The organism is Ignavibacteriales bacterium, from assembly GCA_016214905.1.
In the GTDB taxonomy this organism is placed as follows: Bacteria; Bacteroidota; Ignavibacteria; order UBA10030; family SZUA-254; genus PNNN01.
In genome coordinates, this window is record JACRMQ010000006.1 from 62,686 (window position 1) to 76,787 (window position 14,102).

Annotated in this window: 12 protein-coding genes; 9 read left to right on the forward strand and 3 right to left on the reverse strand. The window is 38.7% G+C overall.

What is annotated here, in order from left to right; all coding sequences use genetic code 11:
* Positions 1-152: 152 nt before the first annotated feature.
* The gene (locus tag HZB59_04100) at positions 153-2,597 is read left to right on the forward strand and encodes a carbohydrate binding family 9 domain-containing protein (protein MBI5020595.1); all 2,445 of its coding nucleotides are present in this window, start codon (positions 153-155) and stop codon (positions 2,595-2,597) included.
* Here the strand turns inward: HZB59_04100 and HZB59_04105 are convergent.
* Both HZB59_04105 and HZB59_04110 read right to left on the reverse strand, forming a co-directional pair.
* Positions 2,544-2,849 carry a hypothetical protein gene (locus HZB59_04105; GenBank protein MBI5020596.1) on the reverse strand — a complete coding sequence of 102 codons (306 nt, stop codon included), beginning with the start codon at positions 2,847-2,849 and terminating at the stop codon, positions 2,544-2,546. The genes HZB59_04100 and HZB59_04105 overlap by 54 nt on opposite strands.
* 108 nt (positions 2,850-2,957) lie before the next feature.
* On the reverse strand, positions 2,958-3,350 hold the full coding sequence (locus HZB59_04110; GenBank protein MBI5020597.1) for a hypothetical protein: 393 nt from the start codon (positions 3,348-3,350) through the stop codon (positions 2,958-2,960).
* A gap of 487 nt (positions 3,351-3,837) precedes the next feature.
* On the opposite strand from HZB59_04110, the gene HZB59_04115 reads away from it, so the two are divergent.
* The 4 genes from HZB59_04115 (at position 3,838) to HZB59_04130 (ending at position 8,443) form a co-directional block, all read left to right on the forward strand.
* Positions 3,838-4,392, forward strand: coding sequence for an RNA polymerase sigma factor (locus tag HZB59_04115; protein MBI5020598.1), 555 nt, complete (start codon positions 3,838-3,840; stop codon positions 4,390-4,392).
* Entirely contained in the window at positions 4,389-5,195 is an 807-nt protein-coding gene (locus HZB59_04120) for a zf-HC2 domain-containing protein (GenBank protein MBI5020599.1), read from the forward strand. The genes HZB59_04115 and HZB59_04120 overlap by 4 nt, the downstream gene beginning before the upstream one ends.
* Positions 5,192-6,400 carry a hypothetical protein gene (locus HZB59_04125; GenBank protein ID MBI5020600.1) on the forward strand — a complete coding sequence of 403 codons (1,209 nt, stop codon included), beginning with the start codon at positions 5,192-5,194 and terminating at the stop codon, positions 6,398-6,400. The genes HZB59_04120 and HZB59_04125 overlap by 4 nt, the downstream gene beginning before the upstream one ends.
* Positions 6,401-6,517: 117 nt before the next feature.
* Positions 6,518-8,443 carry a redoxin domain-containing protein gene (locus tag HZB59_04130; GenBank protein ID MBI5020601.1) on the forward strand — a complete coding sequence of 642 codons (1,926 nt, stop codon included), beginning with the start codon at positions 6,518-6,520 and terminating at the stop codon, positions 8,441-8,443.
* A gap of 146 nt (positions 8,444-8,589) precedes the next feature.
* Here HZB59_04130 and HZB59_04135 read toward each other — a convergent pair whose 3' ends face one another.
* On the reverse strand, positions 8,590-9,765 hold the full coding sequence (locus tag HZB59_04135) for a hypothetical protein (GenBank protein MBI5020602.1): 1,176 nt from the start codon (positions 9,763-9,765) through the stop codon (positions 8,590-8,592).
* A gap of 273 nt (positions 9,766-10,038) precedes the next feature.
* Here HZB59_04135 and HZB59_04140 point away from each other — a divergent pair, with 273 nt between their 5' ends.
* The 4 genes from HZB59_04140 (at position 10,039) to HZB59_04155 (ending at position 14,050) form a co-directional block, all read left to right on the forward strand.
* Positions 10,039-11,760: a hypothetical protein gene (locus HZB59_04140; GenBank protein ID MBI5020603.1), complete on the forward strand. Its 1,722-nt coding sequence runs from the start codon at positions 10,039-10,041 to the stop codon at positions 11,758-11,760.
* Between the two features lie 128 nt (positions 11,761-11,888).
* The gene (locus tag HZB59_04145) at positions 11,889-12,542 is read left to right on the forward strand and encodes a helix-turn-helix domain-containing protein (GenBank protein ID MBI5020604.1); all 654 of its coding nucleotides are present in this window, start codon (positions 11,889-11,891) and stop codon (positions 12,540-12,542) included.
* A 128-nt stretch (positions 12,543-12,670) separates the two neighbouring features.
* Entirely contained in the window at positions 12,671-13,321 is a 651-nt protein-coding gene (locus HZB59_04150; protein MBI5020605.1) for a response regulator, read from the forward strand.
* Between the two features lie 30 nt (positions 13,322-13,351).
* On the forward strand, positions 13,352-14,050 hold the full coding sequence (locus tag HZB59_04155; protein MBI5020606.1) for a hypothetical protein: 699 nt from the start codon (positions 13,352-13,354) through the stop codon (positions 14,048-14,050).
* Positions 14,051-14,102: the final 52 nt, after the last annotated feature.

The window sequence follows — 14,102 nt, forward strand, 5'->3', positions numbered from 1 at the left end:
GGGTGAATTTGCAAATCGGTATAAAAAATCTTACGAGAAAACGAAAAATAATCTTGCTTTTAAATATACTTTCTTGTATGTTCAAAATGGCAATAATTTAGGGCACGGATATCAGCGGAGTCAAAAATATAAAAAAATGGATTTTACTTGCATTGATATTTCAAAATATAATCTTTGCAGGAACTTCAACAAAGAATATCGTAGCATCTCACACTACTGAATCAATTTCGATCGATGGTTTGCTGGCAGAACAATCATGGTCTGCGGCTGTGCAGGTTTCGGGATTTGTGCAATTCGACCCTGATGAAGGAGCTATAGCCACCGAAGAAACATCTGTTCGCGTCTTGTACGATGACGACGCGCTGTATGTAGGTGTGTTTTGTTTCGATTCAGAACCTGATTTGATAGTTCACCAATTGACGCGCCGTGACCGGAGCGTGCAGGCAGATAGATTTTCGGTGATGCTCGATTCGTATTATGATCATAATACCGCATTCTTGTTCAGCGGATCTGTATCGGGAGTGAAATCGGACGGTGTATTGTCTCACGATGGTTTGGTGTACGATGTTCAGTGGGATGCTGTATGGGATTTCGCGTCGAATATTTTCGATCATGGCTGGACGGCGGAATTTAAAATTCCTTACAGCGCTCTTCGATTTTCGAATCAGGATACAGAATATGTTTGGGGTGTAAATTTCCGTCGTTACATCGCCCGGAAGAAAGAAACAGATGAATGGGTGATGATTCCCCGGGCAGAAGTTCCGCAAGGTACCATATCATCTGTATCAAAAATGGGCAATCTATCAGGTATCGCAAACATTCATCCTCCGCTTCATATTGAAGTTCTTCCGTATCATGTTTCCAAAGGAAGTTTTTTGAATCAGCCATCTCCATTTTCATTGCGCAAAGATTATGATCTAAACTTTGGCGTCGATCTGAAATATGGAATAACGAACAATTTCACTCTCGATGTCGCCATAAATCCCGATTTCGGTCAGGTGGAAGTTGATAAAAAAGTATTAAACCTGACAGTCTTCGAAACGGAATATCCGGAAAAACGCCCTTTCTTCCTTGAGGGATCTCAAATATTTTCATTTGGAAATGGTTTCGATAACAAGCCGTTACCGTTGCTTTATTCGCGCCGCATCGGGAAATACCCGTCTCAATATATTAATAAATATATATTCGGTGCAGATACTTTATACCCCGGATACAACAGTACTTATGCTGACAAGCCGGAGGTAACAACAATTTTAGGCGCAGCTAAGTTTTCGGGCAGGACTGATGATGGTCTGGTAATTGGCGCGCTGACTGCCGTGACAGACCGTGAAGAAGCCGTTCTCGAAAATTTGGATGATAAAAAATTCCCGTCAATCATGGTTGAACCGAGAGCGAGTTATAACGCTATAAGACTTTGGAAGAATTTGTGGGATTGTGCCTCATCCGGATCTTTCGGTTTGATGGCAACAAGTTCATTGAAAGAAAACCAATCTCCATCGTACACCGGAGGAATTGATTGGAATATTAATTTCGGTGATGGGGTTTACGGTATCGACGGTTATCTCGCCGGATCAGAATCAAAATTCTATACCGATAAAAATTTGTCTGGGTCAGCCGGAAAAATAGCTGTCGGAAAATTGCGAGGTGAAAACTGGTTCGCATTCACCGGATACGATTTCGCCACAAAAAATTTTAACATCAATGATCTCGGTTTTTATTCCAAGCCGAGAGAACATGGGGGTTATTTCCAATTATCATATAAAAATGATAGAGCGGAAACGCCATTATGGCGCTATGTGCTTACTGTGCAATCTAATTACAGGTGGAACTGGAATGGCATCAACACAGTTAAAGAGTTTGAGATTGAACCTGTATTTGAGTTCAGAAATTTCTGGCGATTGAGTCTTGATTATTATCATGAGATGCCGTCGTACGAAGACGAGAACCGCGGGATAATCGGATTATATAAAAAACCTCCCGGCAATAAAATATTCGGGATATTGCAAACCGATTCACGTAAACCGATCAGCGCCACGCTGAACTGCGGGTTTATGAAATACAATAACGGTTCGCAAACGCTACAATCTGTAGTTGAAGCTACGATTCGCCCGCTAAGTTGGATAGAATTTGTTCCCGGCTTCACTTTCATGAAAACTGATAGAGAAGAGGCTTGGGTGGTTGGCGCTTATTCCGGCGGATATAATTTGTTCGGAGATCGGGATGTTGATTATTTTGATTTATCTTTGAAAGGCACAGTGACATTTACGCCGAATGTAAGCTTCCAGTTTTTCAATCAGATAATGCTCGCGAAATGGAAATATGTAAATTTAAAAACTTTAATCGCCCCCGATCAACTTCCGTTACTTCCAATTGATCAACAATATTCACCTGAATATTTCATGAAAGTTTTTAATGCCAATATAGTTTTCAGATGGGAGTATTTACCAGGGAGTACATTCTTCTTGGTTTGGACACAAGGTCGGCAGGGATACGATGGTTTATATGAACAATCTGTAGGGAGAGATTTCCATGATGTGTTCAGTTTACCGATGGATAATGTGATTCTTGCCAAGATTAGCTATTGGTGGAGTTTTTGAAATAAACATTCCTGGCGCAAAATTCTCTCTTGCCGGACCTGTTGCATAAAAAATCCCGAGGTCGCTATCATAATTTCTCGCTCTGAAGTTGTAAAGGTTAACATCAAAATTCCCGCAAAAAAGAATTGCGGGACAGGCAAATTCCTGTCCTGTAAACCTGTAAGCCATGTTTACGCCTATCGAACCACGCTGCAATGTGCCGTATGCATCGTAATCATAAGTGGAGCTAACTGCACCATTTGAGTCTCTCACGGTTCTTGTACTTCCTTGAGAATCAATGTTTGTGTTGACCTTATTCCCCTATGAAGTTCTCATTTAATAAAATATTTTTTCATTCCTTACAAATTCTATATTTGAAAATTATTGTATTTGTTTTGTTCGTAAAAAAATGCCAATTAAGAAAGCAATAATGGTTAAAATTAGATATATGAACATAAATACTTTACCTTTTTCAAACGCACTATCACTTATCTTAAACTCCATAATATCTTTTTTCTTAACTAGTAACTTTAAAATGATATATCCGGGAATAATGTAATATAATCCGAATTTAACAAACATTGTTGCATTACTTCCATCAAATACTTTTAATATTTCATGTGCATCGAATATTATCAAAATAAAAATAATATTTAACCAGATCAATATTAATGCCGTAAAAATGGCAGATTCATATTCTATATCTTTTGAATTTTTTAGGTTTTCATGAAATTTGTACAATATGAAAACCATAAATGTAAGTAGTCTCTTCATGATCATCTATCACGCAAATTTTGAATCAAATTATTCTACCAATCATTTAGTTTGTTTTTAATATAATACTTTATTTGGGTTACTTCAACCTACAAAATTTTATTAAGCAACGTAATCATCGCATTCATTACATAGTCGTAAACTTATTTAGGATGTCTTAGGTTAAATGTTCACGTTATTTGCATAACAGCGCAACCATCTCGTGGAAAAAACGGGGAGGAGGTTGCGGCTACTTAATGTTGTCAAAATAAATGTTCACGTTGTAAGCCAAACGGTGCAATCATCTCTGGTTAAAGCCGGGAGGAGACGATGTTCTGAAGAGTTGTTCCGAAGGATTGTGGCTACGCGGGATAGTGGGGAGACGGCCGGGATTTGATTCATATCCAAACAAATTCTTTCATTTTTCGTACCAAAGTTATGTAATTGTCAACCTTTTATCCAAAAATATGTCTAATCAGCAGTACAAAAAGAAAAGGAAGCCCGATGCATGAAAGCTGCAGATGAGCAGCAGTTAATCCTTCGGGTGCGAGAAGGAGACCATGAAGCGTTTCGCCTCCTGGTTGAACGATATATGAAATATGCCTATAACATTGCCTATGGATTTGTCGGTGATCATGATGATGCCGAAGATATTGCTCAGGAATCGTTTGTTAAAGTGTACGAGGCAATCAAATCGTTCCGAGGCGATTCTGCGTTTAACACGTGGCTTTATCGCATAGTTACCAATTTGTCGCTCAACCGTGTCCGACAAAAAAAGATTAGCATAACGAACATGAGCATTGTTGAAAATAGTGCGGTTCAAACTGGCGATTTCCTCAAGGTGCAGCATGCCGAGGAATCAAGAGCAATTATCGAGAAGGCGCTTCATGAACTTCCAACACTTCAGCGTGCCGTTGTAATTTTAAGGCATATTAATGGATTATCCACCAAACAGGTTGGCGAAATACTTCGCTGTTCCGAAGGTACTGTTAAAACTCATCTGCATCGCGGCATTCTTAAAATGAGAACAAAAGTTGAAATTCTAAAAGATGAACTGGTATGATCAGGCATAAGAAAATACAAATTCAATTGTATGATTATCTTCAAAATGCACTTCCGGAAAGTGATAGAAAAATTGTTGAAAATCATCTTCGGTCGTGCGAGGTATGTAAGCGTTCAGTTGAAGATGTGAAAAAAGTGATAGATAAATTTGAATCCGTTACCGCTCCCGCTGATGAAAGGAATGCAGAGTATTGGAATAATTTCGCCATGAGTGTGGAGAGGAAAATTCACACTCGCCGGAATAAATTGATCGTTTCAAATATTATCGATCAGCTATATTCTCTTTTTGTCATAAATAAAAAAACGACTATCGCGTTTTCCACAGCGATGATTTTAATATTTGTTGTTGGATTATGGTACACGAATGAATTACGAACGATAAAGAGTCCGGCGTATAGGAGTTCTGCTGAAAATCAAGACACAATTTTGGTGGAGAAACGTGTTGGAGATTATTTCAGGAAATCGAAAACATTGCTGGTAGGATTAACTAACCTTGAAGTGGATCAAGGGCAATCACTTGATCTCAATACCGAGCAAAATATTTCCAGGGAATTGATTAACGAATCGAGAAATCTTCGTCGGCAGCCGATAGATATCCGGTCGGCGGAATTGATCGGAGATATGGAAAATCTGCTTGTAAATTTTTCGGAAATCGGTTCACGGACAAACCATCCTGAGTTTGAAAATATCCGCCAAAAAATTTATCGCGACAATTTGTTATTCAAAATTAGAATGGCAGAGTTTGAATTCAGTGAAGCGATGCAATCACGTTTAAAGATTCACCCGAAGAACAAAATTCCATGAAAACTCTATTTTTAATTCCAGTATTATTTTCGGTAGTTTCAATCATCACATCATCAGCGGAATGCCATCCGCAAATGACAAATTATGATGTTGATTATAATCTGTTGGATGATTATGAAAATGCTGTCGTGGAAAATGATCAGGATGATCCTGCTTATTCGTTATATAAAAATGCTTATACAGATATTTTACACGAAGATTGGCAGCGTGCTTATGAAAAGATGGATAAAATATTGCGTCACTTTCCTCAATCTTTCCTCAAAGATGATGCCGAATATTGGAGTGCTTATGCTTTGAGTTACCTCGATGAAAAAAAGGCAATGTCGACATATGAAAATTTTATCAAACTAAATCGCGGCAGTCGATATTATACTGATGCGGTAGCCGATCTTACTGAATTAAGATTAAAAAATAAAAACAATGCTTCAGCGAAATGGGATAATCGTCATATAAAAGTCTACGTAAAAAATGATGGTGAGATGGTAGGCGAGGGAATACGGAAGATTAAAATCAACACCGATAAAATTGTCATCGGAGAAGGACCTGAGACTTTAATAGTTGGAAAGGGGAAAATAACGATACGCGGTGACGGGAATAGTTATTCGTATTCATATAATATTTCCTCGAAATTAAAATCGGTGGAGCGGGTTCTTCAGTATCACACCAAACGAATTAACCGGTTGCAAGAGATACAAGATCGGGTTGATCCAAAGCCTCTTACAAAACAGAGAGAGATAAACGTTGTGGTGGATACTGATGAGATGAAAGAAAGTGAAAATAATTTCAGAAAATTAAGAAAAGTTGTTCTCGATTTAAACCAGCCGCTAGATGCAAGAGAAACAGCTCTGATGAATCTATCTGCATTTAAGAAAATAGATGTTCTTCCGGTTTTCGTCGATGTGGCAAAACGGGATACATCTGAAGATATTCAATTCATGGTCGTAGATATTTTGAGTAATAAGGAAAAGTCGATTTCTGTTTTAATAAATTTGTTTAATAATATTCCACCGGGCAGAAAACAACAGCGTGAAATGGTTTTCTATCGAATAGCGGAGAATGGTGGAGAGGAAGCTGTTGATTTTCTGAAGGATATCGCTTTATCGAACGAAGAAAATGATTTTAAAAATCAAGCTATTTATTTTCTCGGCAGTATCGGAGGTTCCAAATCGCGAGAAGCATTGTTAGAGATATTAAATGGAAAGTAAATATTTCAGTCATTGATATTTCTCCGCGATCTCCGTTTCAACAAATGTTGATTCCCACCGAATAATTTCTTAGTTTCTGAAGTCATTTTAAACATTATCCCCAAAACAGGAGATTTTATGAAGAAGATCTTTTTTATACTATTACCGTTCGCGATACTATTTCTTCAGGCACAGGAAAAGCAACAAAATAAGTCGGAAAAAATAAAAGTAGGTGATTTGGTAAATATTAATTTTATCGGTTCGAATATCATATCTAAAAAAGCCGAACTTGTCATATGTGAAGCATATATTGATCGAACTGATCTTGAGCCGTTGTTGCTTGAAATTCCGATGACGAAGAGCGCATCTGGCTGGAGTTGCACTTTAGAACTCTCTGATCCAAAATCTCGATTTATAGTTTATAGATTTGTTTCGGGCGATCTGAAAGATGATAATAATGGAGAACCGAACATGATAACAGTTTACACTAAAGATGCCAAACCAATAGAAGGTTCCCATTTGTCCGCTGGAAATTTTTATTTAACGGGTAGATATTTTGAAATTAAAAGAAAAGCTGATCTGAAGGAAGCTCGTAAAGAATTTGAGTTGGAGAAAAAATATTATCCTCGTTCCTGGCAGGCAGCGTTAGGAATTATTGATGTCGATTTGAAAGAAAATTCATTCGATGAGAAAAAAACAAAAATTAAAAAAGCATTGGAAAAATTATACAAGTCTAATATTGGCAATGAAGATGCCGTTACCGGGATCATCGGAATATACGAACGAATGAACGAAATAGTCAGAGCGGATGCGATACGAGGTGATGCAATCTCCAAAAGACCGAAAGGAAAGATTGCGCTCGCAAAAGAAGCAGCACAGTTAAGAGCTGAAAAAGATACAGAGAAAAGAGTAACACTTCTGGAAAATCTGTTGAATGATTTCCCCGAGATGGAAAAAAATGTGAGACAATCGTATCAGCAAAATCTTGTGCGCGCATATCTTCAATTAAAGAATTATGAAAAAGCAGGTGAGTTACTTTCAACGATTGAAAAACCGAATCCCACAATTTATAACTCTATCGCTTGGCCCCTGATTGAACAAGGTGATCAATTGGATAAAGGTATTTTGTTTGCCAAGCAGGGAGTAGATTTGCTGAGGGGCCAGACAATAGCGGATAAACCTTCATCTATGAGAGTAAAGGAGTGGAACGAAAATAACAAATACACTTTAGCGATGATACTTGATACATACGGGACAGGATTACTGAAGGCGGGGAAAAATGATGAGGCGTTGACCGCGTTTGAAGAAGCATATCAACAATCCGACGGTTCGGATCCGGAGATGAATACCAATTATATTGGTGCTGTTTTAAAAAATCAGAAATATGAAAAGGTAATGGAATTAGGTTTCAGTTGTGTGAAGAAAGGGAAAGAAACACCGGCAATGCTGGATCATCTGAAGGCAGCATATTCATATTCTATAAAATCGGGCGTAAACTTCGATTCTCTTAATATTGAGGATAAGAAAAGATATGAAGAAATGCTTGCCGAGGCGAACAAAATCAAAGTTGAAGAGATGAGGAAGAAAATTCTGGCAAGTCGCATCAGTGTCCCTGCTGTTGATTTTACTTTGAAAGATTTTAATGGATCATCTACAACCTTATCGGCGCTGAAAGGTAAAGTAGTGATAGTCGATTTTTGGGCAACATGGTGTGGTCCTTGTAAGATGTCTTTCCCGTATTTGCAAAAGGTTTACGAAAAATATCTAAACAATGAAAGTGTAAAATTTTTAGCCGTAAACAGTTGGGAACGGCAGAAAGATTATTCAGATCAATTGCTGAATGCGAAAAAATTCATTGAAGAAAATAAATATACATTCCCGGTTTTATTGGATGAAAAAACGGATGATCAATATAAAGTTATAAGTGATTATGATGTAGAGGGAATACCGACGAAATTTTTAATCGACAAATCTGGCAATATCGCTTTCAAAAGTGTTGGATTTGACGGACCAAGCATGGAAGAGGAATTGACTCAGCAAATCGAAATATTGCTTTCCGAATAGCGCTCATTTTCAGATGTTTTTGAAACAAAACAGCAACCAAAATCGGCTGCTGTTTTGTTTATGTTGATCTGTTTATCCGGAGTTTGTTATCTGTAAATTAAAAAGGCGACCGAGTTGCAGTCGCCTTTACTAATCCACCAACAATATTATGGCCTTCTTCGATTTCTGTCTGTAGGCCTTGAATTATCCCTGCGTGGTTCAGACTGTGGTCGCTCTCTCATCTGTGGTTGACGAGGTTCTCGAATTTGAGGTGGTTGCCGATCGATCCGTGGTGCTTCCTGCATCCTCTTTTCAGATGGCCGCTCGTAGTGCGGTGGTCTATTTTGTTCTCTCTGGCTCTCGCGAACCTGACGATCCGGTACTTCTCTTCGCTCAAATCCCTGAATTCGTGAATCTCGTGGCGCAGAACTTCTATTCTTCTCTATTCCGCGCTCAGGACGTTCAATATCTCGTTTTTGAATCTGATATCTTTCTTCTTTTCGTTCCGCGGCTCGTTTACCTTCCGATTCTCTTTGATATTCTCTCGGTGATAATCTATCTAGTTGCTTTTTAGACAATCTGTTATCATCTCTCTGTTCACTAACGCGGGGTCTATACGCCTCTATCCGTTCTGTGTTGCCGTTACGGACTAATCTTTCACCACGGGCATTATCGCGATCAACTATCTCGGTTCTTCGTACGCGTGAATTGGTTCGCTGTTCAATCGTGCTCAAATCTATTCCACGATTTATTATTCTATTATCTTCACCCCGGATTCTGTATCCTTCATGCGTACCATTATATATCCTGCGCACCCGATCTATCGGTTGAATATATTCGGTGACTCTCTCGGATGTAAAATGTCTAAATGGAATAAAATTCCAGTAATGCATCGGTGTAACCCAATGTCGAGAAAATGTTATACCTACACTTATGCTGAATGTCGCGATCGGTGGCAGAGGTGCCCAACCTATATAGTCGTCATCATATCTCCAGTCAACCCATGCAGGTCCCCATTCATTGTCCGGAACCCATATCCATCCATAATAATCGTCGTAATTCCATCTGCCATAATGATATGTTGCCCATCCAAACGGTTCGTGCGATACCCAGTACCAGCCATAATCTGTCCAAATCCATCTGCCTTCGATGTAAGGACGCCAGCTATGTCGCATGTGCATTGGTCGCCACGCATAACCCCAATCCGATTCTATCCATTCACCGTATCGAGCAAGAGGATTGTAAAATACTCCAATATTTACAGATAAATCAAATCGATGCTTAGATTCAGTAAGGTTCGATACTGCAATCAGGAGTCCGAATATCAAAATTATTTTTTTCATCGCGTTTTCCTTTCCTTTTATACTGAAATTCATTTTCTAAATTAAATATTACAATGTCTATGCCATCTGATTTTTGGTGAATATTCTTAAAATATTGGAATTTCATTTGGTTTTTGTCTAAAAAATCGATCATTAATGTCGATAATGCAAGACGTTTCTGGATTTACTTAGTTTGTGATATATGTGCTTGACTTTGCTTCAGCTTCTCATTATTTTACTGTACGTTGTATATAGATTTTCTCTCCCTTGTTTTATTTCAATAAGCCAAAAATTGTGAATATTACCATTAAATATTTCCTATTGTTCGGGATGATCTCTATTTTGTTGATCCCAACCATCGTTGTTAGTCAGAGATCTCAACCCGATAATTTTCGTGGGTATCTTGAGGAAACTTTGGTAAAACTTCCCGGTGTAAACTCCGGAATTTATCTTCAACCCAAAGAAGATGATTTAATGCACTGGAGTAAGATCATCCATTCAATCCGGATGAATTTATTAGATAGCTGCCGTGATTTATTGACTAATTACAATTATGAATTAGTCCAATTTAAAGATGCAGTCACCGAAAATGTTTATGACATAATTCGAGAAAAATATCCAATCCAATACGGATGGGGGACGTACATTTATAATCACGGCCATAAAAGAAGATTACATATTGAAATCAATCACCCGTTCGATGATCCTCAAGCACTTATAATCGGTGGAGAATTATTTCGACGTCTGAACTGTGAGTGGATGCTCATCGGCGGTACAAGCCGGAAAGCTTTAGCCGGTAATTTAAATGCAGATATGGGACGGATGAGACAGACAGTTTTTGAGCGATGGCACGAAACACTATCAAATCTAACTTATGTTACACTCTCGATTCATAGTTACGATGAAACCGTATTTCCGCAACCGATTAATTCTACCGATGTTATAGTTAGTAATGGCTCTACATCCGATCAACAATGGGGAATATCTCAATTAAGTTTGGCATTCCGCGATACGATGCGAGCCGCAGGGTACTGGTGCGGACTTGCCATGTACGATTCCGGCTATGCGCGACTTGCCGGTGGATGGAATACGCAAGGAACATTTTCAAACGACAGCATGGGATTCGGGCACTGGTTATATTTGGAGATTTCGAAAAAGATAAGATTGAAGATGTGGGAATATCCGAAGCTTGTTGCCGCATTGGAGAGAGCTCTGGACCTCACAGGGAGGAAAATATCTCAGCAGGTTAATAAGGGTTTTGGGCTCGTTTCACCCCGGATCATAAAACTTGATTCTTCAAGGAAATTATTTTTCCCGCAAAGTCCGTCTGATACATACAGGATTGTTTCATTTGATCCGAAGAAAAAAATAACCGATACCCTCACTGGTAGGATGGGACAATGGCGGAATGTTTTCGGTAAGAAAAACGGTTCGTCTGTAACTATACTCGATTCTTCACAACGCGATTTTCTGAGGGCTCTCACTCGATCGAGTCAAAATAAAATGGTTTCAAAAATTATCGAATCACCGAGACAAGCATCATCTATTATTCGATTGAAGGATCAAGTGCAAGATACTTCATCGTACGACACGGATGAAGAAAGTCGGGAAGAACCTATTCAGGTACATCGTATTCCGCTGGAACCTGTTTTTGAAAATACATTTGTCTCTCAAACCGAACTCGCCCCGTATAAATGGGAAGGCGTTATTACCGGATGGTTTGCCCCTTCTATACCAACGTTTGATTTATCTGAAGGAAGCGTGACCGAGGGGTTACATCTGCCTCGGTTTTTGATTCCATTAGTTAATAGTTCATTCTCTAATGGTAAAAAATCGTTTCTTGGTATTCAGATGACTACTTATCTCGTTGATGAGATTGCCCGGCTCGTGAACGAATATGAAATCACAGACCGCGATATCGGCTTGATAGCGGAACAATCATCTTCCGGAGAGTATTACATTCGCATAATTCCCACCGGGGAACCAGAAACAGAGATTGCGGAAGCAATCAAATAATAGAATTCCTTCCATCTTAGTTAATTATCTCTACTTGACTCCTTCAATAAATTGTTTTATATTCATTTTGTGACATAAATGTCTAATAGCCACATAATCAAGACATTAATGGCGTGAAAGGACTAAATATGAAAATAAACATAGCAGAACGTATCCGCTTGGCTCGTGAAAACAAAGGATACGATCAAATAACTCTCGCAAAAAAGGTCGATGTTGCTTCAAGGACCGTACAAAGATGGGAAGGGGGATTGCAGGTCCCCGATAGCAACTATCTCATTAAATTAGCAAAACATACTAATGTTCGTCCAGAGTGGCTCCTCACAGGTGATGGAGAGATGTATTATCCTCCTCAACCAAAAGGAAAGGTTATTCCGTTTAATCAGGAAGCACTACTGAGAAAAGTAACAATGGTCGATCTTCCTGTGTTATCGACTGTTCCTGCAGGAAAAACCGCGGCAATTTTTCATCCAGAATATGTTGAGAAATATATAACCGTCGATAACATCAAAGATCCTCGGGCTTTTGCGCTTATCGTAAAAGGAAAGAGCATGTTTCCTATGATTGAAGATGGAGACATCGTTGTTGTAAGTCCTCAGCAAGAAGTTCGGAGTGGAGATATCTGCGTAATCCGCGTGAATGATGAAGATGTTCTAAAAAAAATTAAGATCGATGATGATTTTGTCCATCTTATTCCTATCAACACAAGTTTTGAACCGATTTCTGTCCGAAAACGTGATGTAACATTTCTCTGGAAAGTCGTCAGAGTGATCAAAAATCTTTAAATAACGCATCTTTCATTTCTGATTCAAATCACACCTACATAGAACGGTGATAGTAATCACTCGTTCATCCTCATTCTACCTGTATATTACACCAAGTAAATTTTCCCCCACAATATCCAGGTATAATCATGGTTGAGTACAGACAAAGTACAAACGGTATTAAATTGTCAACGGTTCATCGTAAACCAATGAATGTTGGATTAGTTGCCAAAATATGTCAGGTAAGCAAGAAGACTGTCTTAAACTGGATATACCGCGATGCACTGAAAGCGTTCACAACTTATGGTGGTCATTACCGTGTTTGGCCCGGCGATTTGAAAGAATTTATTACCAAGGCGGGAATTAATGTTCCTTTTAATTTTGTGGATGAGCGTCAAACAACTTTCCTCGTAGTCGATGATGATCAGGGTTTCTCACTTCTGTTGAAGGAAATAATTTGTTCAGAATTTCCGGATGCGAATGTTATTTTAACAGATGATGGTTATGAAGCGCTACTTCTAATCGGTGAGAGGAAACCACATATTGTACTTCTTGATTTGCGAATGCCGAAAATCGATGGTTTTCAAGTTCTTGATTTGTTAAAAGCCCGTAAGCGAGATCATACACCAAAAATTATTGTACTCTCGGGGTATCTTGATTCCGATTCAAGGCAAAAACTTGCCGGTTCAATTGCCGAAGAAGTCTGGGAAAAAGGTAAGAGCATAAGCGATATGCGCGAGGGCTTACGAAAACTTTTAAACTCCACCCCGATTCGAAAAAAACTTGCTGTATCTCTATAACCATTAACTCCGTTTATTTTAAATAATAACATGAGAATCCTCCGAATTTTTTTAGTAGAAAATACTATCGCGCGAGCCGATAATATCCGAAAAAAATTAGCGCAGATAGAGACCATTCGTTTTTCGGTAACTACGTCGATCGTGAAAGATACCGAAGAAACATTTAAAGATGTTGCCGATCAGATCGATGTTATCCTGTTCGGAGAAAAAGTCAGGCCATCGCGGATTATTGAATTGACTAAATTGTTCAGATCATATAATACCGTAATACCGATATTTTTGCTTACCAATCAAAGCGAAGCACGGGTTCAAAGAAAATACCGCATTGCCGGTGTGGATGATACACTAAATATATCGGAGATTGAAACGCCGCTTTTCCAATGGACATTCACAAGCACGGTTGAACACGCAGTCTTGAAAAAGAAAGCAAAAGAGTATGATGTTTTAAACAACCGCCTGAGGAGCATAAATGAATCGCTCGCGACTTTCATGCACGACATGAATAACCCGATTAGCGTGATACGTCTTGCAATGTACCATCTCGATAACCCTGATGTCGCGAATGATAAAAGGGAAACATTTTTGAAAATTCTTGTTTCAAATGTTGAGAAGTTAGATCTTCAGATGCAAGATTTAAGGAATATCCGCAGGCAGTTGAGCGATAAAAAATCGCAAACCGCTAAAATTCTATCTCTTAAAAATACACTGCCGCTCTCGGCAATTCATTAACCAGTTCCTTTTTTATTTCAATCTGATTTTCTTTACATTCTGGTGAATTATT

Bases quoted from the DNA above. Each gene is read 5' to 3' on its own strand.
- HZB59_04120 (MBI5020599.1), top strand. From the start codon at position 4,389: ATGATCAGGCATAAGAAAATACAAATTCAATTGTATGATTATCTTCAA.
- HZB59_04115 (MBI5020598.1), top strand. From the start codon at position 3,838: ATGAAAGCTGCAGATGAGCAGCAGTTAATCCTTCGGGTGCGAGAAGGA.
- HZB59_04130 (MBI5020601.1), top strand. From the start codon at position 6,518: ATGAAGAAGATCTTTTTTATACTATTACCGTTCGCGATACTATTTCTT.
- HZB59_04155 (MBI5020606.1), top strand. From the start codon at position 13,352: ATGAGAATCCTCCGAATTTTTTTAGTAGAAAATACTATCGCGCGAGCC.
- HZB59_04110 (MBI5020597.1), bottom strand. From the start codon at position 3,350: ATGAAGAGACTACTTACATTTATGGTTTTCATATTGTACAAATTTCAT.
- HZB59_04145 (MBI5020604.1), top strand. From the start codon at position 11,889: ATGAAAATAAACATAGCAGAACGTATCCGCTTGGCTCGTGAAAACAAA.
- HZB59_04125 (MBI5020600.1), top strand. From the start codon at position 5,192: ATGAAAACTCTATTTTTAATTCCAGTATTATTTTCGGTAGTTTCAATC.
- HZB59_04150 (MBI5020605.1), top strand. From the start codon at position 12,671: ATGGTTGAGTACAGACAAAGTACAAACGGTATTAAATTGTCAACGGTT.
- HZB59_04135 (MBI5020602.1), bottom strand. From the start codon at position 9,765: ATGAAAAAAATAATTTTGATATTCGGACTCCTGATTGCAGTATCGAAC.